At 69.7% G+C, this 22,416-nt stretch carries 14 protein-coding genes and 1 pseudogene; 6 read left to right on the top strand and 9 right to left on the bottom strand.

From position 1 onward, the window contains the following. Nucleotides 1-28 precede the first annotated feature (28 nt). The 4 genes and pseudogenes from ACGFSA_RS27145 to ACGFSA_RS27130 all read right to left on the bottom strand — a co-directional run bounded on the left by ACGFSA_RS27145 (nucleotide 29) and on the right by ACGFSA_RS27130 (nucleotide 6,264). Complete coding sequence (locus ACGFSA_RS27145; protein ID WP_393308549.1) at nucleotides 29-1,258, bottom strand: hypothetical protein; 1,230 nt, start codon at nucleotides 1,256-1,258, stop codon at nucleotides 29-31. A 251-nt stretch (nucleotides 1,259-1,509) separates the two neighbouring features. Beyond that, a complete protein-coding gene (locus ACGFSA_RS27140) occupies nucleotides 1,510-5,052 on the bottom strand; it encodes a CDP-glycerol glycerophosphotransferase family protein (RefSeq protein ID WP_393308547.1) in 3,543 nt (1,180 codons plus the stop codon). A gap of 95 nt (nucleotides 5,053-5,147) precedes the next feature. Continuing rightward, nucleotides 5,148-5,532, bottom strand: a pseudogene (locus tag ACGFSA_RS27135) (CDP-glycerol glycerophosphotransferase family protein); the annotation flags it as partial. A gap of 123 nt (nucleotides 5,533-5,655) precedes the next feature. Beyond that, nucleotides 5,656-6,264 (bottom strand): TetR/AcrR family transcriptional regulator, encoded by a 609-nt coding sequence (locus ACGFSA_RS27130; protein WP_393308516.1) that lies wholly within the window; start codon nucleotides 6,262-6,264, stop codon nucleotides 5,656-5,658. A gap of 184 nt (nucleotides 6,265-6,448) precedes the next feature. Here ACGFSA_RS27130 and ACGFSA_RS27125 point away from each other — a divergent pair, with 184 nt between their 5' ends. Beyond that, nucleotides 6,449-7,363: an ABC transporter permease gene (locus ACGFSA_RS27125; protein ID WP_393308514.1), complete on the top strand. Its 915-nt coding sequence runs from the start codon at nucleotides 6,449-6,451 to the stop codon at nucleotides 7,361-7,363. A 4-nt stretch (nucleotides 7,364-7,367) separates the two neighbouring features. After that, nucleotides 7,368-8,147 (top strand): ABC transporter ATP-binding protein, encoded by a 780-nt coding sequence (locus ACGFSA_RS27120; RefSeq protein ID WP_393308545.1) that lies wholly within the window; start codon nucleotides 7,368-7,370, stop codon nucleotides 8,145-8,147. A gap of 125 nt (nucleotides 8,148-8,272) precedes the next feature. Here the strand turns inward: ACGFSA_RS27120 and ACGFSA_RS27115 are convergent, their stop codons facing one another. Then, complete coding sequence (locus ACGFSA_RS27115; RefSeq protein WP_393308512.1) at nucleotides 8,273-13,294, bottom strand: NAD-glutamate dehydrogenase; 5,022 nt, start codon at nucleotides 13,292-13,294, stop codon at nucleotides 8,273-8,275. Nucleotides 13,295-13,675: 381 nt separating this feature from the next. On the opposite strand from ACGFSA_RS27115, the gene ACGFSA_RS27110 reads away from it, so the two are divergent. Next, nucleotides 13,676-14,242, top strand: coding sequence for a DJ-1/PfpI family protein (locus tag ACGFSA_RS27110; protein ID WP_393308510.1), 567 nt, complete (start codon nucleotides 13,676-13,678; stop codon nucleotides 14,240-14,242). Nucleotides 14,243-14,296: 54 nt separating this feature from the next. Here the strand turns inward: ACGFSA_RS27110 and ACGFSA_RS27105 are convergent, their stop codons facing one another. Together ACGFSA_RS27105 and ACGFSA_RS27100 are read right to left on the bottom strand one after the other, a co-directional pair. Beyond that, complete coding sequence (locus ACGFSA_RS27105; RefSeq protein ID WP_393308508.1) at nucleotides 14,297-15,010, bottom strand: HAD family hydrolase; 714 nt, start codon at nucleotides 15,008-15,010, stop codon at nucleotides 14,297-14,299. A 52-nt stretch (nucleotides 15,011-15,062) separates the two neighbouring features. After that, nucleotides 15,063-15,569, bottom strand: a complete 507-nt coding sequence (locus tag ACGFSA_RS27100) for a DUF6912 family protein (protein WP_393308506.1) — start codon at nucleotides 15,567-15,569, stop codon at nucleotides 15,063-15,065. A 290-nt stretch (nucleotides 15,570-15,859) separates the two neighbouring features. On the opposite strand from ACGFSA_RS27100, the gene ACGFSA_RS27095 reads away from it, so the two are divergent. After that, on the top strand, nucleotides 15,860-16,276 hold the full coding sequence (locus ACGFSA_RS27095; RefSeq protein ID WP_393308504.1) for an Rv3235 family protein: 417 nt from the start codon (nucleotides 15,860-15,862) through the stop codon (nucleotides 16,274-16,276). 291 nt (nucleotides 16,277-16,567) lie between these two features. Here the strand turns inward: ACGFSA_RS27095 and secA are convergent, their stop codons facing one another. After that, complete coding sequence (gene secA, locus ACGFSA_RS27090; RefSeq protein WP_393308501.1) at nucleotides 16,568-19,393, bottom strand: preprotein translocase subunit SecA; 2,826 nt, start codon at nucleotides 19,391-19,393, stop codon at nucleotides 16,568-16,570. A gap of 240 nt (nucleotides 19,394-19,633) precedes the next feature. Here secA and ACGFSA_RS27085 point away from each other — a divergent pair, with 240 nt between their 5' ends. Both ACGFSA_RS27085 and ACGFSA_RS27080 read left to right on the top strand, forming a co-directional pair. Beyond that, on the top strand, nucleotides 19,634-20,257 hold the full coding sequence (locus ACGFSA_RS27085) for a GNAT family N-acetyltransferase (protein ID WP_393308498.1): 624 nt from the start codon (nucleotides 19,634-19,636) through the stop codon (nucleotides 20,255-20,257). A gap of 34 nt (nucleotides 20,258-20,291) precedes the next feature. Beyond that, the gene (locus tag ACGFSA_RS27080) at nucleotides 20,292-21,467 is read left to right on the top strand and encodes a winged helix-turn-helix domain-containing protein (RefSeq protein ID WP_393308496.1); all 1,176 of its coding nucleotides are present in this window, start codon (nucleotides 20,292-20,294) and stop codon (nucleotides 21,465-21,467) included. Nucleotides 21,468-21,491: 24 nt separating this feature from the next. Here ACGFSA_RS27080 and ACGFSA_RS27075 read toward each other — a convergent pair whose 3' ends face one another. Beyond that, on the bottom strand, nucleotides 21,492-22,244 hold the full coding sequence (locus ACGFSA_RS27075) for a response regulator (RefSeq protein WP_393308494.1): 753 nt from the start codon (nucleotides 22,242-22,244) through the stop codon (nucleotides 21,492-21,494). Between the last annotated feature and the right edge of the window lie 172 nt (nucleotides 22,245-22,416).

Raw genomic sequence — 22,416 nt, 5'->3', positions numbered from 1 at the left:
GAGGTTCTCCAGTTGTGCTCGGGTGTGGTCAGTTGCCGGCGGAACCGGACGGCTGTGAGGCACGGAGCGCCGTGACCGACGCCCGTTCGACGGAGGTCGACGAGGGCGCGGTCGGCGGGGCGGCAAGGATCTTGCGGACGCCGGCGACCAGTCCGATCGCGAGGACGAACCACCCGGCGGCGCCGAGCTGCAGCACCGTTTCGCTCCAGCGCACGGCGGAGCGCCCGTGGTAGCCGAGGACGGCCGTCCAGCCGAGCACGCAGTTGTACGCGAGTCCCTCCCAGAACCCGATGACGAACATCGCGGCTGCCGCCCAGGTCAGGTACTGGAGGCCGGAGGCGGTGGAGAGGAGGAGCAGCAGGCCCATCGTCACGGCGACGACCACGGGCAGCTGCGCGGGCCGCACCCAGGCCAGCCAGACGCCGACGGCCACGCAGATCAGCACGAAGAGGAAGTGGCCCTCGCCGCGGATGAAGGCGATGAACGGCTCCGGCAGACCGAGCACATCGGCGAACCGGACGAGCCCCCAGAGGCGATAGTTGCCGCCCGCGTACTCCAGGACGTTCTCCTTGAGGTTCTCCGGCACGGTCACCAGGACCGGCCCCCAGACGAGGGCGACCAGGGCGGTGAACCCCGCCGTGAAGCGGACGAACACCGGCCGCCCGCCGCGCAGCGCGACGACGAACAGCGCGGGGATCACCACGACAGGGATGAACTTGACGCTGATGGAGAGCGCGGCGGCCACCCCCGCGGCCAGCGGCGCCTTCCGGTCGGCCAGCAGATACCCGGCGGCGAGGGCGAAGGTGATGGCAACCGCGTCGGTGTTGCCGTGGTACCCGGAGGTGGCGATCAGTACGGGGCTGAGGGCCACGCCCGCTCCGCAGGCGACCGCGGTACGGAGAGAGCCGCGCCGCCGGACGATTTCGAACACGACGAGCGCGCAGAAGAAGTCGGCGATCGAGGCAGGTGATCGGATCAGCGTCCCGAACGGAATTCCGAGTTTGGCAAGTTCGTTCAACCCGAGAAGCATCCATCCGGCCAGCGGCGGATGGTTGTAGACGGGCAGGCCGGGCAGCGGCTGCTCATAAATGCGAATGGGGCCGTAAACAGTGATGGCCTTTGCGAAACCTTGGAAGATGCGCACGTCGGCGGGGCCCGGCTTGTTTGCCGCGATCAGCATTCTGACGAGCAGCCCGACGGCTGCGGTGAAGAGCACGACAGCTCTTGCGCGTCGTACGCTCCAGGTGTCGCACCGCATTCGGATACCCATGAAAACAGAACATAGCAACCTGAGGCCGCTATACAGCGCACCGATCAACATACTTAAGTGGGACGGGAATCGATTACCTGCTCAACAGCACCCGCACCGGATGGCGCGAATCACTCGAACGGTCCATGCAGCCCGCATTCCCACGAGCCCGTTCGCGTTCATCGCCGCTTCACGACCGAGCCCGATGCCGGTCCCCCCGGTGTACGGGGGCCGGCACCCGGGAACACCGGTCGCGCCGCCTAGAGCATCCGGTCGACCACCCGCCGCGCCGCGTGCCCGTCGTCGAGATCGCAGAAGTCCCGCCGAAACGCCTCGTACGCCTGCGCGTGTCCCTCGGTCGCCCGGACCGGATCCCGCAGCGCCTCGACGAGGTCGGCGGAGTCGGGGATCAGGGGACCGGGGGCGCGGTGCTCGAAGTCGAAACAGAAGCCGCGCAGGGTGTCGCGGTAGTGGGCCAGGTCGTACGTGTGGAACAGCATCGGGCGTCCGGTCTGCGCGAAGTCGAACATCAGCGAGGAGTAGTCGGTGACCAGCGCGTCGCTGATCAGCATCAGCTCGCCGACGTCCCCGTAGCGCGAGACGTCCCGCACGAAGCCGCTTCCGGTGTCCGGGAGCCGGTCGGTGACCAGATAGTGGCGGCGCACCAACAGCACGCTGTCGGAACCGAGTTCCCGTTCGGCGGCCGCCAGATCGAGCTGCAGGTCCAGGGCATACCTGCCGCCGCCCTGCGGCCGGTCCTCGCGCCAGGTCGGCGCGTACAGCACGACCCGCCTGCCCGAAGGGATCCCCAGCCGCTCCCGCACCGAGGCGGCCACCTTGGTGCGGTCCGAGGCGTGGAAGAGGTCGTTGCGGGGGTAGCCGCACTCCAGCATCTCCCCCCGGTAGCCGAAGGAGCGCCGCAGGACGGGGGTGGAGAAGCTGTTCGGGGAAACGAGGACGCTCCACTGACTCGCACGCTGCTCAATGGTGGCGATGTAGGCGGCGTTGGCCTGGGCGGTGCCCGCGAGGTCGAGGCCGATGCGCTTGAGGGGGGTGCCGTGCCAGGTCTGCACGACGGTCTGGCCGTCGCGCCGTTCGAACCAGTCGGGCAGCTGGGTGTTGGTGACGATGTGACGGCTGCGGGCCAGCGCCTCGTGCCAGGCGGCGGAGCCGTGGACGACGGCGGTGGCGCCCGCCGGGATGCGGGCCTGCTGATCACGGACGACCCACAGGTGCTCGAATTCGTTCGTGCGGGCGGCCAGTTCCTCGTAGATCGCCCGCGGTGAGTCGGAGTACTGGCGGCCGTCGAAGCTGCTGTAGAGCACGGCCTCGCGCAGGGGTGCCGCCGTGCGCTGCCGTCCGTACGCCTCGCGCAGCAGCCGCTTGCCGCGGACGCCGCGTTCGGCGGCGGTGAGCACCGACGCGCAGTCGATGAGCAGCTGGTCGTGGTAGCGCCGCTCGACGGCGTACCGGCGCCCCTCAAGGGTTCGCGTGGCGGGGAGGGTGCGGTGGGCGGCGGTCGGGATGCGCAGCGGCAGGTCGAGCGCGTCGTCGGTGGCACCCTTCTCGCGGAGGAAGAGGTACCAGTGGCCCTCGCCGAGCGGCAGTGCCCCGCCGGGTGCCTCGACGGCGTCCGGCCGCAGCTCGGCCCGGAACCGGCGCGCCTCGGCGGGTCCGGAGAGGGCCACCGCGAACACGGCCTCCTCCCGGTGTCCGCTGTGCCGGGCGACCAGCTCGACGGGGCGGTCCGGGTCGTCGGGGAAGGTGCCCTCCAGAAGCAGCAGGCCGTCCTCGGTCCAGCTCGCCAGCTCGCAGACGGGCTGTACGGTCCGGTCGCTGATCAGCAGATTGCCGCGGGAGGTGGCGGTGAGAGCGAGCTCCCGCCTGCCGCCGTCCGCGCCGCGCGCGACCGGGTAGCGGCCCGGCAGGACGGGACCCGGCACATCGATCGGTGTCCGGCGGCCGTCCGGTCCGACGAGGTGGAGGCTGTACGGGACGGTGCCCGCGCCCGTCGGCGGCCGGGCAGCGGTCAACGCGCCGAGCGGGATCTCGGCGGTGAAGCGCCGCCAGCCCGCCGCCGACGGCACGGCGCCCTCGTGGACCGCCGCCGGACAGTCGAAGGAGGTGCCGGAGGGCCGGTGGGTGAGGCCGATCCGCAACGGGCCCGTGCCGAGGCGGTCGCGGATCATGCCGTCGATCACCACGGTGCGTGTCCCGTCACCCGCGTCGCCCTCCCGGTGCGTCTCGAACCGGGCGTCGATCCGCTCGGCGTGCAGCACCAGATTGCCACTCTCGAAGGCGGGCACGATCCGGTGGTCACCGTCCGGCCGGTGCACGGGCGGCGCCGCCGCCGCCTCATCGGTGGAGACGTCGGAGCGGCGCAGCATCCCGTGCCCGGCGATGCCGATTTCGAGCCGCCAGGTGAGCCGTTCGGCAGGGCCGCCGGGATCGATCCGGAGCCTGGCCGGGTCGACGACCGTCTCGAAGCCGGACCGGTCGTAGTCGTGCAGGCTCTGCCGGGAGCGTGCGGTGGCCTCCGGCTCGTCGACGGTACGCAGCCGCAGCGGCACGAGATGCCGTCTGCCGGCCCGCAGCCAGCCCGCCCTGAACTCGCTGCGCCGCGAGGCGGCGGGCAGGTTGCGGATGTAGGCGTACCCCTTGAGGTGCAGCTGTCCGCCCTGCCAATGGGCCTCGCGCAGCCGGGCGGTGAGCGGCAGGTCCCGGTCGCCGACGCGCAGCACCGACCGTGGCACGGGCCGCGTCAGTCCCGGGTACGAGGCGGTGCGGCGCCGCACGCCCCGTACGGCGAACGCGCCCGGTTCGGCCTTGTCGTGGGCGAGCAGCGCCAGCAGTTCGTCGGTGCGCCGTTCGCGTACGAGGTGCCACATCAGGCGCAGGCGCAGCGGCAGTCCGTCGAGGACGGTGGGGTCGACCTGGTCGGTGAACTCGTTGGCGTACGTGAGGAAGGCGCGGCGGTACTCGTCGTCGCCGTCGGGCAGCGCCTCCATGAAGTACCAGAGGTCGTTGGCGAGGACATGCGCCTCGTAGCGGCGCTTGTCGGCGGCGCTGCGGTGCTCGTCGAGGAAGGTGGAGACGCCCAGTACGTGCGAGGCCCGGTCCTGGATGCCGCGGACGACGGCGCGGCGGGTGGTGATCGAGCCCGCCCGGTCGCGCCAGTGGTAGACGGGGTCCTTGACGATGTCGACGGTGCGGGCCAGGAAGTGGGCGGGGAGGACGACGGGAATGTCCTCGTAGAGGGCGCCGACCGGGAAGGCGAAGGCGTGCTCGTTCCAGAAGGACCGGCGGAAGACCTTGTTGCAGGCGATCCGGTCGGCGGCCAGGTCCCAGTCGCGGGAGATGTGGGTGCGCAGCCGGGTGCTCGCCATGGGTTTGCGGAAGTTGGGCGACTGCTGGAGCTTGCCGGAGGCGCGCAGCCGGAGCACATTGCCGGACGCGAGGTCGGAGCCGGTCTCGTCGAGTGCGCTGACGAGGAGTTCGTACGCGCGGGGCGGAAGGATGTCGTCGCTGTCGACGAAGGCGAGGTAGCTGCTGCCCGGATCGCAGTTGCGGACACCGGTGTTGCGGGCGTGCCCGAGTCCGCCGTTCTTCTGGCTGACCAGCCGGAAGCGGCTGTCCTGCGCGGCGAATGCGGTGGCCAGGGCGGCACTGTCGTCGGTGGATCCGTCGTCGACCATCACCACCTCCAGATCGGCCATGGTCTGCTCCGCGAGGGACTTCAGGCAGTCCGTCAGGTAGAGCTCGACGTTGTGGACGGGGACGACGACACTGAGCCGTGGCGGCATGTTGAGCACGTCCGTTCATCGGGGGCCTGGTTGTCCGTACGGCTCAACCCCGCGAACGCCCGGGGGTCACCGGTTACGGCCTCGAACGTGTGACATTAGGCGCCGTCCAGGAACAGTCGTCGGACCACGCGTTCGGCGGCGCGCCCGTCGTCGTACGGACAGAACCGCCCCCGGAACGCGGCCCGGAGCGCGGTGGCCTCCGCCGACCGTCGCTCCCCCGACCTGAACACCTCGAGCAGTTCGTCCTCGGTGGTGGCGGCGGCGCCCGGGGTGTCGCCGGGGCGGCGGCCGGACAGCAGGTCGAAGTAGGTGCCGCGCGAGGCCCGGTAGGCGGCCCGGTCCGGGGCGTAGCTGACGATCGGGCGGTCCGGACAGGCGTGGTCGAACATTCAGGGACCAGCAGTCGGTGATCAACACGTCGGAGGCGAGGCAGAGTTCCTCGACGGACGGGTGCCCGGTCACGTCGATCACACAGGCGCCGTGCAGCTGCGCGGAGCGCGGGGGTGCGCGGCCGAAGTCGCTGGTGCTGACGTGCGACGGGGCGCGGGCCTGGCGGGGCGGCGGCCAGGGTCGTGGACCGGCTGCTGGCGGCGGAGGGGGCGGTCAGTTCTTCTTGAGGGCGGCGACCGCCGAGGCGGCGAGATCGTCCAGGTACCCCTTGGGCAGCTCGCCGCGGACGACCGCGAGCCGCCAGTAGAGCGGTCCGACGATCAGGTCCAGCGCGCGGTCCGGGTCGCTGCCCTCGGGCAGCTCGCCGCGGGCGACGGCGTCCCGGACGACCACGGCGGCGATGCCCTGCTGCGGGTCCAGCAGGGCCGCCTTGATCGTGTCCGAGATCTCCGGGTTGCGTGCCGCCTCGACCAGCAGGTCCGGGATGACCTGCGAGGCGACGGGGTGACGCAGGGCGTAGGCGGCCAGCTGCAGGACTGCGCGGACGTCCCCGTACAGCGAACCGGTGGCCGGTGCCGGCATGCCCTGGACCGCGACGGCGGAGACCAGGTCGAGAACCAGCGCCAGCTTGGACTTCCAGCGGCGGTAGACGGCGGTCTTGCCGACGCCCGCGCGCCGGGCGATGCCCTCGATCGACATCCGGGCGAAGCCGACCGCCGCCAGTTCCTCGAAAACGGCGCTGCGAATGGCATCGGTGACGTCCTCGCGCAGCACAGCGGCTCCGGCGGGTACGCGACGGCGGGTTCCGGGGTCGGTGGTCATGGCCAGAATGATAGTCCGTAACGACGAAACGGTTGCGTTGCGACGTCCTCGCGCCTTAACCTCGACGTAGCGACGATACGGTTCCGTTCCGACGATCGCGATTGTTCCTGTCCTCCCGTCGAAAGCGATCGTGGTGAGCCAGACAACAGCCTCAGCGACCCCGCCGGCCGCATGTGCCCAGGCGGTGACCGATGCGGTCCCCGCCCACGCGCTCCACCCGGTGTACGAACCGGGCGAGCTCGCGGCGCTCGCGGCCCGGCACGGGCTGACCGTGAGCGGCGCCCGGCCGACCCTGGGCGCCTACATCCGGCAGCTGTGGGGGCGCAGGCACTTCATCACGGCGTTCGCCACCGCCAAGCTCACCGCCCAGTACAGTCAGGCGAAGCTCGGCCAGATCTGGCAGATCATGACCCCGCTGCTCAACGCGACGGTCTACTACTTCATCTTCGGCGTCCTGATGAACACGAAGCTCAACGTCGAGGACTTCGTGCCGTTCCTCGTCACGGGCGTCTTCGTCTGGACCTTCACCAGCAGCTCGATCACTGCGGGCACCCGCGCGATCAGCGGCAACCTCGGCCTCGTACGGGCCCTGCACTTCCCGCGCGCCTCGCTGCCGATCGCCCTGGCCCTGCAGCAGCTCCAGCAGCTGCTGTTCTCGCTGGGCGCGCTGGTGCTGATCCTCGTCGGGTGCGGGCAGTTCCCGCAGCCGTCCTGGCTGCTGGCCATTCCGGCGCTCTTCCTGCAGGCCGTGTTCAACACCGGCATCTCGATGGTGGTGGCACGGCTGGCCGCCCGGACCCCGGACATCGCCCAGCTGACGCCGTTCGTCCTGCGCACCTGGATGTACGCCTCCGGCGTCATGTGGAGCATGGACGCGCTGCTCAAGGGAGACCGGGTCCCGCACCTCGTGAAGGTCGCGCTGGAGTGCAATCCGGCCGCCGTCTTCATCGACCTGGTGCGGTTCGCCCTGATCGAGAGTTTCAGCGGGTCCCAGCTGCCCCCGCATGCATGGGCCGTCGCCGCGGGCTGGGCGCTCGTGTGCGGGGTCGGCGGCTTCGTGTACTTCTGGAAGGCCGAGGAGCTGTACGGACGTGGCTGAGAACATGAAGGGCACCGACGAGCGGGTCCCGACCGTCGTCGTCGACGACGTCCACGTCACGTACAAGGTCAATGGCGCCCGTAGCGGAAGGGGCAGCGCCACCTCCGCCCTCAGCCGGATCGCCTCGCGGCGGCAAACCCCCGGAGTACGCGAGGTGCACGCCGTGAAGGGTGTCAGCTTCGCCGCGTACAAGGGCGAGGCGATCGGCCTGATCGGCTCCAACGGCTCCGGGAAGTCGACGTTGCTGAAGGCGATCGCGGGTCTGCTGCCGCCGTCGAAGGGCCGGGTCCACACCCAGGGCCAGCCGTCGCTGCTCGGCGTCAACGCGGCCCTGATGAGCGATCTGACCGGCGAGCGGAACGTCATCCTCGGCGGGCTCGCGATGGGCATGACCCGCGCGGAGATCCGCGAGCGCTACGAGCAGATCGTCAGCTTCTCCGGCATCAACGAGAAGGGCGATTTCATCACCCTCCCGATGCGGACGTATTCCTCGGGCATGGGCGCCCGGCTGCGCTTCTCCATCGCCGCCGCCAAGAGCCATGACGTCCTGCTGATCGACGAGGCGCTGTCCACGGGCGACGCCAAGTTCCAGCGGCGCAGCAAGGAGCGCATCATCGAGCTGCGCGAGGAAGCGGGCACGGTCTTCCTGGTCAGCCACAGCAACAAGTCGATCACCGAGACCTGCGACCGGGCGATCTGGCTGGAGGCGGGAACGCTGCGGATGGACGGTCCGGCGAAGGACGTCGTCGCCGCGTACGAGAAGTTCACCGCCGCCAAGAAGTAACGGCCTCCCCCGCGACAGGGAGTGGGCCCCCTGTCGCGGGGGAGGCCGTAAGCGCACCCGAACCGAAGGGGGGCGCCCCGGGCCGAAAGCCCCGGGCGCCCCCCTTCCGTACAACCGCCGCCCGATCAGCCGTGCGTACGCAGCAGCGTCCGCATCGTCCGCATGGCCACCGACAGGTTCGCCAGGTCGAACGCGTCCGACCCCTGGATCTCCTCCAGCGTGGAGCGCGAACGCGTCAGGATCGCCGCGTTCTTCTCCTCCCACGCCCCGAACCGCTCCGGCGGCGTCGACGTCCCGTTGCCCACGCTGAGCACATCCGCGGTGAGCGCGGCATGCGCGGCGTACAGGTCCTCACGGATGGAGGCACGGGCCATGGACTGCCAGCGGTCGCTCCGCGGCAGCTCGATGATCCGGTCCATCAGCTGGGCGATGCCCAGCCGGTCCGCGAGGTCGTAGTAGACCTCCGCGACAGCGAGCGGGTCCTTGCCGACGCGCTCCGCGATCGCCACGATGTCGAGCGCCGGGAAGGCGGAGGAGAACCCGGCGACGCGCTGCGCCAGCTCGTCCGGGACGCCCGCCTCGGTGAGCTCGTCCAGGATCGACTGGTACCACTCCTCGTCGGCGCCCTTCAGCATCTTGGGCAGCTCGGCCCAGACCTGGTCGACGCCGTCCTTGAAGAAGCCGATCGTCCCGGCGATCTCCAGCGGCTGCGGCCGGTTGCCGAGCAGCCAGCGCGAGCCGCGCTCGACGAGCCGACGCGAGTGCAGCCTGATACGGGTCTGCACACCGGCGGCGACCTTGTTGTCGAGCGCCTCGACGGCGTCCCACACCTGGCCCAGGCCGAAGATCTCGCGGGCTGCGGCCTGCGCCCGCACGATCTCCTCGATCGATGCGCCGGTCTCTTCCCGCAGCCGGTGCAGGAAGGTCGAACCACCGGTGTTCACCGTGTCGTTGACCAGCACCGTGGTGATGATCTCGCGACGCAGCGCGTGTCCGTCGACCGCCTCGGGGAACTGCGCGCGCAGCTGATCCGGGAAGTAGGCGTACAGCAGCTTCTGCAGGTACGGGTCGTCCGGCAGGCTGGTCCGGATCAGCTCGTCGGATGCGGTGATCTTCGTGTAGGCCAGCAGTACGGCGAGCTCGGGCTGGGTGAGCCCCTTGCCGCTGTTCAGCAGCTCCCGGATCTGCCGGTCGGTGGGCAGGAACTCCAGCGCACGGTCCAGGTGCCCGTCGCGGCCCAGGCGGCGCATGAAGCGCTGCTGGGCGTGGAGCAGGGAGGCGGACTGGGTGACGGAGTTGGCGAGCGCGGTGTTCTGCGCGTAGTTGTTGCGCAGCACCAGACGGCCGATCTCGTCGGTCATGTCCGCAAGCAGCTTGTTGCGCTGCTTGACGGTCATGTCGCCGTCCCGGACCAGTCCGTTGAGCAGGATCTTGATGTTCACCTCGTGGTCGGAGGTGTCCACACCGGCGCTGTTGTCGATCGCGTCGGTGTTGATCCGGCCGCCGCCCCGGGCGAACTCGATCCGGCCGAGCTGGGTCGCGCCGAGGTTGCCGCCCTCGCCGACGACCTTGGCCCGCAGGTCCTGGCCGTTGACGCGAATCGCGTCGTTGGCCTTGTCGCCGACGTCCGCGTTCGACTCGGCCGACGACTTGATGTACGTGCCGATGCCGCCGTTCCACACCAGGTCGACGGGCGCCTTGAGGATGGTCTGCATCAGGTCGGCGGGCGTCATCTTGGTGACCCCCGACTCGATGCCGAGCGCCTCGCGGACGTGCGCGTTGACCGGGATCGACTTCGCGGTACGGGGGTGGATGCCGCCGCCCGCGGAGAGCAGGTCCTTGCTGTAGTCGGCCCAGGAGCTGCGCGGCAGGTCGAAGAGGCGGCGCCGCTCGGCGTACGAGGCGGCGGCGTCCGGGGTCGGGTCGAGGAAGATGTGCCGGTGGTCGAACGCGGCGACGAGCCGGATGTGCTCGGAGAGCAGCATGCCGTTGCCGAACACGTCACCGGACATGTCGCCGACGCCGACGACCGTGAAGTCCTCGGTCTGGGTGTCGTGGCCGAGCTCGCGGAAATGCCGCTTCACGGACTCCCAGGCGCCGCGGGCGGTGATGCCCATGCCCTTGTGGTCGTAACCGGCGGAACCACCGGAGGCGAACGCGTCGCCGAGCCAGAAGCCGTACCCGACGGCGACCTCGTTGGCGATGTCGGAGAAGCTCGCGGTGCCCTTGTCGGCGGCGACGACGAGGTACGTGTCGTCCTCGTCGTGGCGCACGACGTCGACGGGCGGCACGACCTCGCCGGCCACCAGGTTGTCGGTGATGTCGAGCAGCGCCGAGATGAATGTCCGGTACGAGGCGATGCCCTCGGCCATCCAGGCGTCACGGTCGACGGCCGGGTCCGGCAGCTGCTTGGCGACGAAGCCGCCCTTGGCGCCGACCGGCACGATGACGGTGTTCTTCACCATCTGTGCCTTGACCAGGCCGAGGATCTCCGTACGGAAGTCCTCCCGCCGGTCCGACCAGCGCAGACCACCGCGGGCGACCTTGCCGAAGCGCAGGTGGACACCCTCGACGCGCGGCGAGTACACCCAGATCTCGAACGCCGGGCGGGGCGCCGGAAGGTCCGGGATGGCCTGCGGGTCGAACTTCATCGAGACGTACGCGTGCGGCTTGCCGCTGTCCGCCGTCTGGAAGAAGTTCGTGCGCAGGGTCGCCTTGATGACGGTGAGGAAGGACCGCAGGATCCGGTCCTCGTCGAGCGAGGCGACCTGGTCGAGCGCCCCGTCGAGCTCTTCGAGGAGACCGTCGGTCAGCTCCGTGCCGGCGCTCTGCCGACCGGGCGACATCCGGGCCTCGAAGAGGGAGATCAGCAGCCGGGTGGTGTGGACGTTGTTACGGAGGGTGTCCTCCATGTAGTCCTGGCTGAAGGTCGAACCGGCCTGCCGCAGGTACTTCGCGTAGGCGCGCAGGACCATCGCCTGCCGCCAGTTCAGACCGGCGCCGAGCACCAGGGAGTTGAAGCCGTCGTTCTCGGCCTGCCCGGTCCACACCGCGGCGAACGCGTCCTGGAATCGATCGCGGGCGTCGTCGGCGAGGTAGGTGCCGCTGCCGTTGACCTGCGGCATCCGCAGCCCGAAGTCGTAGATCCAGGCGTGCGTACGGTCCGCGCAGCGCAGCTCGTACGGACGCTCGTCGACGACCTCGACCCCGAGCCGCTGGAGCGCGGGGAGAACGGCGGAGAGGGAGACCTGCTCACCCGTCCGGTAGATCTTGAAGCGGCGCTCACCGGGGCCTGCGCCGACCGGCTCGTACAGGCTGAGCGCGAAGTCCTTCCCGTCCTTCTTCAGCGCTTCGAGGTGGACCAGGTCGGCGACGGCGGCGCGCGACGTGTGATCAGCCTTGTAGCCCTCGGGGAACGAGTGACCGTAGTGGCGCAGCAGTTCGGCGGCGCGCTCCTCACCGCACTCGGCGGTCAGCGCCTCCTGGAAGCCGTCGGCCCAGGAGCGGGCGGCCTCGACGAGACGCGCCTCGATGCGTTCGGCCTCGGCGCCGGTCAGGTCGGGCAGCTCGGTGCCGGGTGCGACACGGACGACGAAGTGCAGCCGGGAGAGGATCGACTCCGTGTTCCAGGCGGTGAAGTCGACGCTGGTGCCGGCCAGCTCCTCCTTCAGGATGTCGATCAGCCGGAGCCGCACACCGGTGGTGTAGCGGTCGCGCGGCAGGTAGACGATCGCGGAGTAGTAGCGCCCGTACTCGTCCTGGCGGAGGTAGAGGCGCAGCCGGCGCCGCTCCTGGAGGTACAGCACCGACGTGACGATGGAGCGCAGCTGGTCGACGGGCGTCTGGAAGAGCTCGTCGCGCGGGTACGTCTCCAGGATCTGCACCAGATCGCGCCCGTCGTGGCTGTTGGGCGAGAAGCCCGCGCCCTCCAGGACCTCGGCGACCTTGCGGCGGATGACGGGCACCCGGCGCACGGACTCGGTGTAGGCGGCGGACGAGAACAGTCCGAGGAAGCGGCGCTCACCGATGACATTGCCGTCGGTGTCGAACTTCTTCACGCCCACGTAGTCGAGGTAGCTGGGGCGGTGCACGGTCGACCGGCTGTTCGCCTTGGTGAGGATCAGCAGCCTGTGCTCGCGGGCCTTGGCGCGGACGTCGGCGGGCAGCCGGTCGAAGGACGGGCTGACCGGGTGCGCCTCGTCCTCGCTGTGGTGCGGGTCGGAGCGCAGGATGCCGAGGCCGGTGCCGGGGACGGCGGCCAGTGCGTCGCCGTCCTTCAGCTCGTACTCGCGGTAACCGAGGAAGGTGAAGTGGTCGGCGGAGAGCCAGCGCAGCAGCTCCCGGGCCTCGTTCACCTCTTCGTCGGCGAGCTCGTCGAGCGGCTCGCCCGGCAGGTCGTCGGCGATGCGCAGCGCGGCGTCGCGCATCTTGTCCCAGTCCTCGACGGTCTCCCGTACGTCGGACAGCACGCGGAGCAGATCCAGGGAGATCTGCTTGAGGTCGGAGCGGTCGGTCTCGCGGTCGATCTCGACGTGGATCCAGGACTCGACGAGCGCGTCGTGCGGCAGCGCGTGCGTGGTCCCGTTGGCGCCCTTGCGGCCCTGCTGGCCGGCAGAGAGGCCGTTGCCCTCGGCAAGGACCTCGATGAGCTTGCCGGTGACATCGCGACGGACGACGACCTGCGGGTGGATCACGACATGGATGCCGCGCCCCTGCCGGGACAGCTCATTGGTGACGGAGTCGACCAGGAACGGCATGTCGTCGGTGACGACCTCGACGACGGAGTGGCTGGACGTCCAGCCGTTCTCCTCGACGGTCGGGGTGTGCACCCGGACGTTCGCGGTGCCCTGCGGGCGGTTCTCCGCGAGCCGGTAGTGGGAGGAAGCAGCACCGAAGACATCGACCGGGTCGCGGCCGGCGAGGTCCTCCGGAGCGGTGTGCAGGTAGTAGCGCTGGAGGTACGAGAGCAGCACGTCCGGGCCCGGACGCTCGTCCTGCCCGGCACCGGTGGCGTCGGCCCCGGTGCCCTCAACGTGCACCCGGGGGGTACCGCCCGGGCCGCCGACACCACCGCCCGGACTGTTGTCAGCTACCCGGGCCGCCCGTGCGAGCAGCTCGGCCTTGGCTTCGTCCAGCTTGGTCTGCATGTCCTCTGGCTCCTGTCGCGCGCCGTTGCGTGACGTAGGTGAAAAAAGCGACGTACCGCCACGACACGGGGTTTCCGGTCTGAGACGACGCTATGCCGCTACGAGAGATGCCCGGGACCATATTCGCCATTTTCGGCAGCGGGTCCGGGACGAGGGGATCAGTGATCGCCCGGGCACGGTGGCACTCCGGGCGCAGGCCGGGGGCTTCGCTGCCCCCGAGGCGTATCGCGCTGATCACGGGTCCAGGCTATCTCGCCGGTACCCGGAACCGTCATGAGCCGTATGTGTACAAAAGAAGGCCCCGAACTTTGACACTCTGGACAGCGCGCAACGGGCAGATGCACGCTTGACGCAGACGTCCGCGCGAGGGGAGCCCGCACCATGGCACCGAAGGTCCTGATCGTCACCGGCGACGCCGCCGAGTCCCTGGAAGTCCTGTACCCGTACCAGCGGCTGCGCGAGGAGGGGTACGACGTCCATATCGCGGCCCCCGCCCGCAAGACGCTCCGCTTCGTCGTCCACGACTTCGAGCCCGGCTTCGACACGTACACCGAGAAGCCCGGCTACACCTGGCCGGCCGACCTGGCGTTCTCCGAGGTCGACGCCGGAGACTACGCCGCCCTGGTCATCCCGGGCGGACGCGCCCCCGAGTACCTGCGCAACGACGCCGAGCTCCGCAAGATCCTCAAGGCCTTCTTCGACTCGGACAGGCCGGTCGCCCAGATCTGTCACGGCCCTCTGCTGACTGCGGCGATCGGCGAACTGAGCGGCCGCCGCGTCACGGCCTACCCCGCACTGGAACTCGACATGCAGGCGGCGGGTGCCACCTTCGAGGACCACGAAGCGGTGGTGGACGGCACCCTGATCTCGTCCCGCGCCTGGCCGGACCACTCGGCGTGGATGCGCGAGTTCCTGAAGGTCCTGCGCACGAAGGCCCCGGCGAACTGAAACCTGGGGAGGCCGTAAGGCCTCGCCGAGCCGAAACGTCGTCGAAGAACCCCCTCAGCCTCCCGCCGGACCCCGCCGGACCCCTCCGGGCGCCCCTCGGCCGGTCATCTGCTCGGCAAGCTCCACCGCCTCGGCCAGGCTGTCCACCACCGGCACGCCGGCCGCCTCCAGGCTGGCCCGGCTGTGCGACCCCCCGGTATAGAGCACCGCCCCCGCACCGACATGTGCCGCGGCCAGCGCGTCGTCCACCGCGTCGCCGATGACCACCGTGTGCTCGGGCGATATCCCGTCCAGAGCGGCAAGGTGCCGCTCCATGTGCTGCGCCTTGCGGCCGCCGGACGGCCCGGTGCGGCCGTCGACCCGCGTGAAGTGCCGCTCGATCCCGTACCCCCGGACCACCGGCACCAGCTGCTCGTGGACATACATGCTCAGGAGCGACTGGCTGCGCCCGGCGAGCTGCCACTGCGCCAGCAGCTCCGCGGCCCCCGCGGTCAGCCCGCAGGCGACCCGCTGCTCGGTGTAGTACCGGTGGAAGATCCCGTCCATCCGCTCCCACTCGGCCTCGGTGGGCAGCCGGCCCATCAGCCGCTCGTAGAAGCGGGGGATCGGGATGCAGTACATCTCCCGGTACTGCTCCAGTGTGAGCGGCTCCAGGCCGACCTCGGCGAACGCGGCATTCGTCGCGCCGACAACCGCGTCGTTGTCGTCGAGCAGTGTGCCGTTCCAGTCCCAGACCAGATGCGTGCGGTGCTTCCCGTGCGTCCCCATGGATAGAAAGTACCTGCCGGGTACGACAACGGGTCAGCCGGTCAGGTACGGGTCAGCCGATCAGGTTGGGAATCTCCTGCACCCCGAACCAGAGCAGTTCGTGGTCCTCGGCACCGTCCACGGTGAACTGCGCGTCGTCGTCCCCGAGGTCCGCCGCGCCGAGCACCGCGGCGGCCGCCGCTACGTCCTTCGCCGCGTCGTCCGCGTCGACATGCACTGCGGCCGCCTTCTTCAGCGCCACCGCGGACGCGATCCGCACCTCACCGAGCGACGACGGATCGAGGCTGTGGTCGGGGTCGGCGACGGCTTCCCCGTCCGGTACGTCGACGGCGACGACCACGCGCCTGCGCACGGCACCCGGGTCCCCGGCGATCATCCGCAACGAGGCGGACGCCGCCCGGTTGAGCGCCGCGTACTCCAGCTCCTCGATGTCGTCGGAGACGTACCACTCGCGGAGCGCGGGAGTGACCGCGTACGCGGTCAGCGGACCGGGGCCGACCTCGCCCGCCCGGTGCGCCGCTGCGAGACCGGAGAGGGTCAGGGGGACGTACACGCGCATGGCTGGCCGCTTTCGTAGTCGGAAGACGCTCTCAGGATACGTGCGACGTCCCCCATCGGGGTTACGGGTAGGGCCTCCGGCCCGTCCACCCCACGCACACAATTCACCCCCCACACCGCCCCCACGCACCTTGCGGCACCACGCCAGTCACCCGGATAGGTGAACCTCTGGGACCGCGCCCGGCGCCCCGACGGTGCTTGCGGCCGCGTACGCCGCCGCCGTAGAAGATCCCCAGCAGAAGTTACTGCCCGGTAGACAACCGGGCCTCGGATCAACGGGGGCAATGAACGATGAGCGTGAACAGGACCCGGCCCGCCGGACGTCACGACCAGCGCAGGCCCGAAGCCGTACCGGAGCAGCGTCGCCGGACAGCGCAGCGAATGCGCCCGCACCACTGGTTCGCGGAACGCCTCCTCGCGGTTCTCAGCGGCCAGCGACCGGTCCACTGGATGCTCGGCCACACGATCGGCGAGGCCTACGACCAATTGGCCGAGCTGGCCCCGGCAACCCCGCTCAGGGCCCGCGGGGCCCGCCCGGTGGTACGCCGCTGCCACGGCGCCCAGCCCGCACCGGGAGTGGTGGAAGCGTGCGCGAGCATCGCGGCGGGCGAAGAGGTACGCGCCATGGCCTTCCGCCTGGAACAGGGCCCGGACCTCCGCTGGCGCTGCTCAGCGGTAGAGCTGGGCGGCACCAAGTCCGGCAGCTGAGAGCCCCCGGCACCCACCGTTCGCGGCACGGCGCGACCTCAGCAGCGATCCCCGAGCCCGTCCGGCGCTTCACGCCCTTCCGGCGTTCGAGGACAGGCCCCGGCCCCCGCGGGGGGCTTGCACCGGCAGGCCCTTCGGGCCCGTCCGGCGCGTGAGGACAGAGCGGCCGCCGGGCGACCCCGGCGCCTCAGCCCGCCCCCGCACACGGCTGGGGCCGGACACCCCTCGGTGCCCGGCCCCAGCCGCCGTACAAAGCGAACTCACGCCCGCGAGACGCAGGCGCAGCCGCACCTACTTCTTGCGGCGCCGCCCCCCGCCACCGCTCTTCTGCGCCTTGCGCCGCTCCGCCCGGGTGAGCCCGTCCGACTCCGACCCGGCCCCACCGTCACCGTTGGCGAAGTCGCCCTCGACGACACCGCCCTCCCCGTCCACCGTGGGAGCGGAGAAGTGCAGCCGGTCCGGCCGCTGCGGAGCGTCGAGCCCCTTGGCGCGGATCTCCGGACGCGCCGTGGCCGGAACCGTGGCGTCCTCCTTGGCCAGCGAGGTCCGCTCGGCCGCATCCTGCACCGGAACCTCCTCGACCTGCTGCTCGACCTGGACCTCCAGGTTGAACAGGTAGCCGACGGACTCCTCCTTGATGCCCTCCATCATGGCGTTGAACATGTCGAAGCCCTCGCGCTGGTACTCGACCAGCGGGTCCTTCTGCGCCATGGCCCGCAGGCCGATGCCCTCCTGGAGGTAGTCCATCTCGTAGAGGTGCTCACGCCACTTGCGGTCCAGGACGGACAGCACGACGCGCCGCTCCAGCTCACGCATGATGTCCGAGCCGAGCTGCTTCTCGCGCTCGTCGTACTGCTCGTGGATGTCGTCCTTGATGGACTCCCCGATGAACTCGGCGGTGATCCCGGCCCGGTCCCCGGCCGCGTCCTCCAGCTCTTCGACGCTGACCTTCACCGGGTAGAGCTGCCTGAACGCGCTCCACAGCCGGTCGAGGTCCCACTCCTCGGCGAAGCCTTCGGCGGTCTCCTGCCGGATGTAGTCGTCGATGGTGTCGTCCATGAAGTGGCGGATCTGCTCCTGCAGGTCCTCGCCCTCCAGGACGCGACGGCGCTCGCCGTAGATGACCTCGCGCTGCCGGTTGAGCACCTCGTCGTACTTCAGGACGTTCTTACGCGTCTCGAAGTTCTGCTGCTCGACCTGCGACTGCGCCGACGCGATCGCCCGCGTCACCATCTTGTTCTCGATCGGCACGTCGTCCGGCACGTTCGCCATCGACATCACTCGCTCGACCATCTGCGCCTTGAACAGTCGCATCAGGTCGTCGCCGAGCGACAGGTAGAAGCGGGACTCGCCGGGGTCGCCCTGACGACCGGAACGACCGCGCAGCTGGTTGTCGATACGCCGCGACTCGTGCCGCTCCGTACCGAGGACGTACAGCCCGCCGAGTTCCTTGACCTCTTCGAACTCCGCCCTGACTGCCAGCTCGGCCTTCTCCAGCGCGGCGGGCAGCGCGGCCGCCCACTCCTCGACGTGCTCGACGGGGTCGAGACCACGCTGGCGCAGCTCCGCCTCGGCCAGGTCGTCGGGGTTGCCGCCGAGCTTGATGTCCGTACCGCGGCCGGCCATGTTCGTCGCGACCGTGACCGCGCCCTTGCGGCCGGCCTGGGCGACGATCGTCGCCTCACGGTCGTGCTGCTTGGCGTTGAGGACCTCGTGCTGCACACCGCGCTTGGAGAGCTGCTGCGAAAGGTACTCGGACTTCTCGACCGAGGTGGTGCCGACCAGGATCGGCTGGCCCTTCTCGTGCTTCTCGGCGATGTCGTCGACGACCGCGGCGAACTTCGCGACCTCGGTCCGGTAGATCAGGTCCGACTGGTCGGCGCGGACCATCGGCCGGTTCGTCGGGATCGGCACGACGCCGAGCTTGTAGATCTGGTGGAACTCGGCGGCCTCGGTCATCGCCGTGCCGGTCATGCCTGACAGCTTGCCGTAAAGGCGGAAGAAGTTCTGCAGGGTGATCGTGGCGAGGGTCTGGTTCTCGTCCTTGATGTCCACCCCTTCCTTCGCCTCGATCGCCTGGTGCATGCCCTCGTTGTAGCGGCGGCCGGCGAGAATACGGCCGGTGTGCTCGTCGACGATCATGACTTCGCCGTCGATGACGACGTAGTCCTTGTCCTTCTTGAAGAGTTCCTTGGCCTTGATGGCGTTGTTGAGGTATCCGACGAGCGGGGTGTTCACCGACTCGTAGAGGTTGTCGATACCGAGCCAGTCCTCGACCTTCGCGACACCGGGCTCATGGATCGCGACGGTCCGCTTCTTCTCGTCGACCTCGTAGTCGCCGGTCTCCTCGATGCCCTTGAGCGGGTTGCCCGCCTCGCCCTTCTTGAGGCGCGTGACCAGCTTGGCGAAGTCGCCGTACCACTTGGTCGCCTGATCCGCCGGGCCGGAGATGATCAGCGGCGTGCGGGCCTCGTCGACGAGGATCGAGTCGACCTCGTCGACCACCGCGAAGTTGTGGCCGCGCTGGACGAGCTCGTCCGCGGACCACGCCATGTTGTCGCGAAGGTAGTCGAAGCCGAACTCGTTGTTCGTGCCGTACGTGATGTCGCAGGCGTACTGCTCACGTCGCTGGGCCGGCGTCATGTTCGCGAGGATGCAGCCGACGGACAGGCCCAGGAACTTGTGGACCCGGCCCATCATCTCGGAGTCGCGCTCGGCCAGATAGTCATTGACCGTGATCAGGTGCACGCCCTTGCCGGAGAGTGCGTTGAGATACGCGGGCAGGGTGCCGACGAGGGTTTTGCCCTCACCGGTCTTCATCTCGGCCACATAGCCGAGGTGCAGCGCCGCGCCACCCATCATCTGGACGTCGTAGTGGCGCTGTCCGAGTACTCGCTTGGCGGCCTCACGGACCGTCGCGAATGCCTCGGGGAGCAGGTCGTCCAGGCTCTCGCCGTCCGCGTACCGTTCCTTGTACTCGTCGGTGAGCGCCCGCAGCTCGGCGTCGGAGAGGTTGACGAAGTCCTCTTCGATGGAGCTGACCTGGTCCGCGATGCGGTGCAGTTTGCGCAGGATCTTGCCTTCGCCTGCACGCATGAGCTTGTTGAAGACGGACACTGAGGCTGGTCTCCTTGCCGGTCGGGCCTGGCACTGGGTCGTGTGATGGACGCTGGCACGGGCACGGCAGGTGAGCCCCACCGCAACGGCCATCGTAAGCGAGGACCCCGCCGCGCCGGGAGGGCTGCCGCCGCGTTGAGCCCGCTGTGCCCTTTCGAGTCAACGGATGGAGGACTCGGAAGGTGCCGGAAAGCGCGAAAACTGGTCGCATCACCGTCGGCACGTCACCAGAATCCGTACATGGAGCCGATCACTCTCACCACCGAACGTCTGCTGCTGCGCCCCTTTCGCCGGAGCGACGCGGACGAGGTGTACGCCGCCTGTCAGGACCCGGACATCCAGCGCTGGACGGTCGTCCCCTCCCCGTACAGCCGGGCCGATGCCGAACTCTTCACGGAGAAGCTGTCCCAAAGCGGCTGGCAGGACGACTCCATGTACAACTTCGCGGTGGTGCGGCGCGACGGCGGGGTGATGACCGGTGCGCTCGGCATCGACCGGCGCACGCTGCCGGGCACGTACGAGGTGGGGTTCTGGACGGCGAAGGAGCACCGCGGTCTCGGCTATACGACGGAGGCGGTACGGGCTGCCGCCCACTGGACGTTCACCGCGCTCGGCGGGGACCGGCTGGAGTGGCGGGCCGAGGTCGGCAACGTGCCCTCGCGGGCCGTGGCGCAGCGGGCGGGCTTCCGCCTGGAGGGCGGTCAGCGCTCGGGACTGCTGAACAAGGGCGTGCGGCGGGACACCTGGGTCGGTGCACTGCTCCCGTCCGACCTGGGCCTGCCGGGCGTCCACCCGTATCTGCCGACGAAGTCCCCGGCCGGCGCCCCCGCCTCCGGCCGCACGGGCCGGTCCACCGCTCCGTGAACGAATGTCAGTGCGACCCCCTAGGGTTCGGCCCATGACGCCTGTGCCGCCTCCCGCTGCCGAACTCTCCGCCGACCAGGCACGCAGGATCGCCCTGCGCGCCCAGGGCTTCCTCGGGGCACCGGACCGCCGGGCGGGGGTGCCGGGCGTGCTGCGGCACCTCGGCGCCGTACAGCTCGACACGATCTCGGTGCTGGCCCGTTCGCACGAGCTGATTCCGTACGCGCGCCTCGGCGCCGTCGGCCGGCGCACGGTCGAGGACGCGTATTGGTCGGGTGGCCGCACCTTCGAGTACTGGTCGCATGCGGCGTGCATCCTGCCGGTCGAGGAGTGGCCGCACTTCGCGTTCCGCCGCCGCTCCTACCGCGCGCGCCCGCAGTGGAACCACGATCTGCCCGACGGTGCGTACGACACGGTGATCAAACAGCTGCACGCCGAGGGACCGCTGACGGCGACGGAGCTGGGCGGAGCGAAGAACGGCGGGGAGTGGTGGGACTGGTCGGCGTCGAAGGTCGCCGTCGAGCGGGCCCTGATGTACGGCGAAGTGGTGTGCACCGAGCGGCGCGGCTGGAAGCGGGTGTACGACCTCGCGGAGCGTGCGCTGCCCGATGCCGTGCTGCATGACGATCTGGACGACACGGAATGTCTGCGCCGGCTGGTCGCACTCGCCGGGCAGTCCCTGGGGGTCGGCACCCGTGCGGACATCGCCGACTACCACCGGCTGAAGGCCGAGCAGTTCGACGCGGTGGTGGCGGACTCCGGGCTGGTGCCGGTGACGGTGGAGGGCTGGGCGAAGCCCGCCTGGGCCGACCCGGCGGCGCTGGCTGCGGAGCCGCGCGGACGGCACCGTACGACGCTGCTGTCGCCGTTCGACTCACTGATCTGGGAGCGGGCACGGACGGAGCGGATCTTCGGCTTCACCCACCGCCTGGAGGCGTACGTCCCCAGGCCCAAGCGGATCCATGGCTATTTCGCGATGCCGCTGCTGGCGGGCGGAAAGCTCCAGGGCCGGGTCGATCCGGCGCGCGAGGGCACGACTCTGGTCGCTCGGCAGGTGTCCCTGGCAGGCAGGAAGGCCGTGGCGCCGATGGCCGAGGCGCTCGTGGAGGCGGCGTCCTGGGTCGGCTGCACGGCGGTCCGGGTGGAACGGGTGGACGCACCGGAGCTCCGCGAGGCGCTCAGCCAGGAAGTCGCCCGCGCCCTCGGCTGACCCGGCTGTACCGGCGTACCCGATTCACCTGATCTCCAGGATCTTCTCCCGCATGGCATAGACCACTGCTTCCATTCTGGAGTGCAGCTGCAGCTTCTCCAGAATGTTGCGGACGTGGTTCTTCACGGTGTTCTCGGAAATGAACAGTTCCTTCGCGATATCGCGATTGTTCATGCCCGTGGCAACCAGTTTGAGGACTTCGAGCTCCCGGTCGGTGAGCCGCGGCGCCGGCACCAGCCTGCGCTCGTCGGTCCGCTGGATCATCGACTTGAATTCGGTGAGCAGTTTGGACGCCATGGACGGGCTGATCTGGGACTGCCCGTCGGCGACCGCACGGATCGCCGTGGCCACCTCGTCGGTGGAGATCTCCTTGAGGAGATAGCCGGTGGCACCCGCCTTGATCGCGTCGTAGAGGTCGGCCTCCTCGTCACTGATCGTCAGCATGATGATCTTCGCGCTGGGGGCCACCTCCTTGATGGAGGTGCAGGCCTCGATGCCGCCGCGCCTGGGCATCCGTACGTCCATCAGCACGATGTCGGGCAGCAGGTCGGCTGCCTTGTCGACGGCCTCCGCCCCGTCACCCGCCTCGCCGACGACCTGGATGTCCTCCTCCTGGGCGAGGACGATTTCCAGACCTCTGCGGAAGAGCGCATGGTCATCCACCACCAGGACGCGGATCGGCTCCTTGCGGGAACTCTCCGCGTCCGCGCCGATATCGGCACAGGCAGTGTCGTCGGCATCATTCGCATCGCGCACGGGCCCGAAGGTGTCCGCCATCGTTCCTCCCCCTGAAGGCCACGGCCTGAAGTTCACAAACTGTCCGCCAACGGCAGTTCACGGAGCACCGATTGGCTTGGGACGTCATGATTCCATGCCTGGACGTCAGAGCGGTGGTCCTGTGGTCCCACTCGGGTGCCCCTGGTGGCGTGATTGCGCCCCCAGGGGCACC

It is taken from the genome of Streptomyces sp. NPDC048496, assembly GCF_043200055.1.
Classification (GTDB): Bacteria; Actinomycetota; Actinomycetes; order Streptomycetales; family Streptomycetaceae; genus Streptomyces.
Note: the sequence above shows the minus strand (reverse complement) of the source record. Positions and strands in the feature narration are given on the sequence as shown.

Coding starts and splice junctions, on each gene's coding strand:
- ACGFSA_RS27145 (WP_393308549.1), bottom strand. CDS start 1,258: ATGCGGTGCGACACCTGGAGCGTACGACGCGCAAGAGCTGTCGTGCTC.
- ACGFSA_RS27140 (WP_393308547.1), bottom strand. CDS start 5,052: ATGCCGCCACGGCTCAGTGTCGTCGTCCCCGTCCACAACGTCGAGCTC.
- ACGFSA_RS27130 (WP_393308516.1), bottom strand. CDS start 6,264: ATGACCACCGACCCCGGAACCCGCCGTCGCGTACCCGCCGGAGCCGCT.
- ACGFSA_RS27120 (WP_393308545.1), top strand. CDS start 7,368: ATGAAGGGCACCGACGAGCGGGTCCCGACCGTCGTCGTCGACGACGTC.
- ACGFSA_RS27115 (WP_393308512.1), bottom strand. CDS start 13,294: ATGCAGACCAAGCTGGACGAAGCCAAGGCCGAGCTGCTCGCACGGGCG.
- ACGFSA_RS27110 (WP_393308510.1), top strand. CDS start 13,676: ATGGCACCGAAGGTCCTGATCGTCACCGGCGACGCCGCCGAGTCCCTG.
- ACGFSA_RS27105 (WP_393308508.1), bottom strand. CDS start 15,010: ATGGGGACGCACGGGAAGCACCGCACGCATCTGGTCTGGGACTGGAAC.
- ACGFSA_RS27100 (WP_393308506.1), bottom strand. CDS start 15,569: ATGCGCGTGTACGTCCCCCTGACCCTCTCCGGTCTCGCAGCGGCGCAC.
- ACGFSA_RS27095 (WP_393308504.1), top strand. CDS start 15,860: ATGAGCGTGAACAGGACCCGGCCCGCCGGACGTCACGACCAGCGCAGG.
- ACGFSA_RS27085 (WP_393308498.1), top strand. CDS start 19,634: ATGGAGCCGATCACTCTCACCACCGAACGTCTGCTGCTGCGCCCCTTT.
- ACGFSA_RS27080 (WP_393308496.1), top strand. CDS start 20,292: ATGACGCCTGTGCCGCCTCCCGCTGCCGAACTCTCCGCCGACCAGGCA.
- ACGFSA_RS27075 (WP_393308494.1), bottom strand. CDS start 22,244: ATGGCGGACACCTTCGGGCCCGTGCGCGATGCGAATGATGCCGACGAC.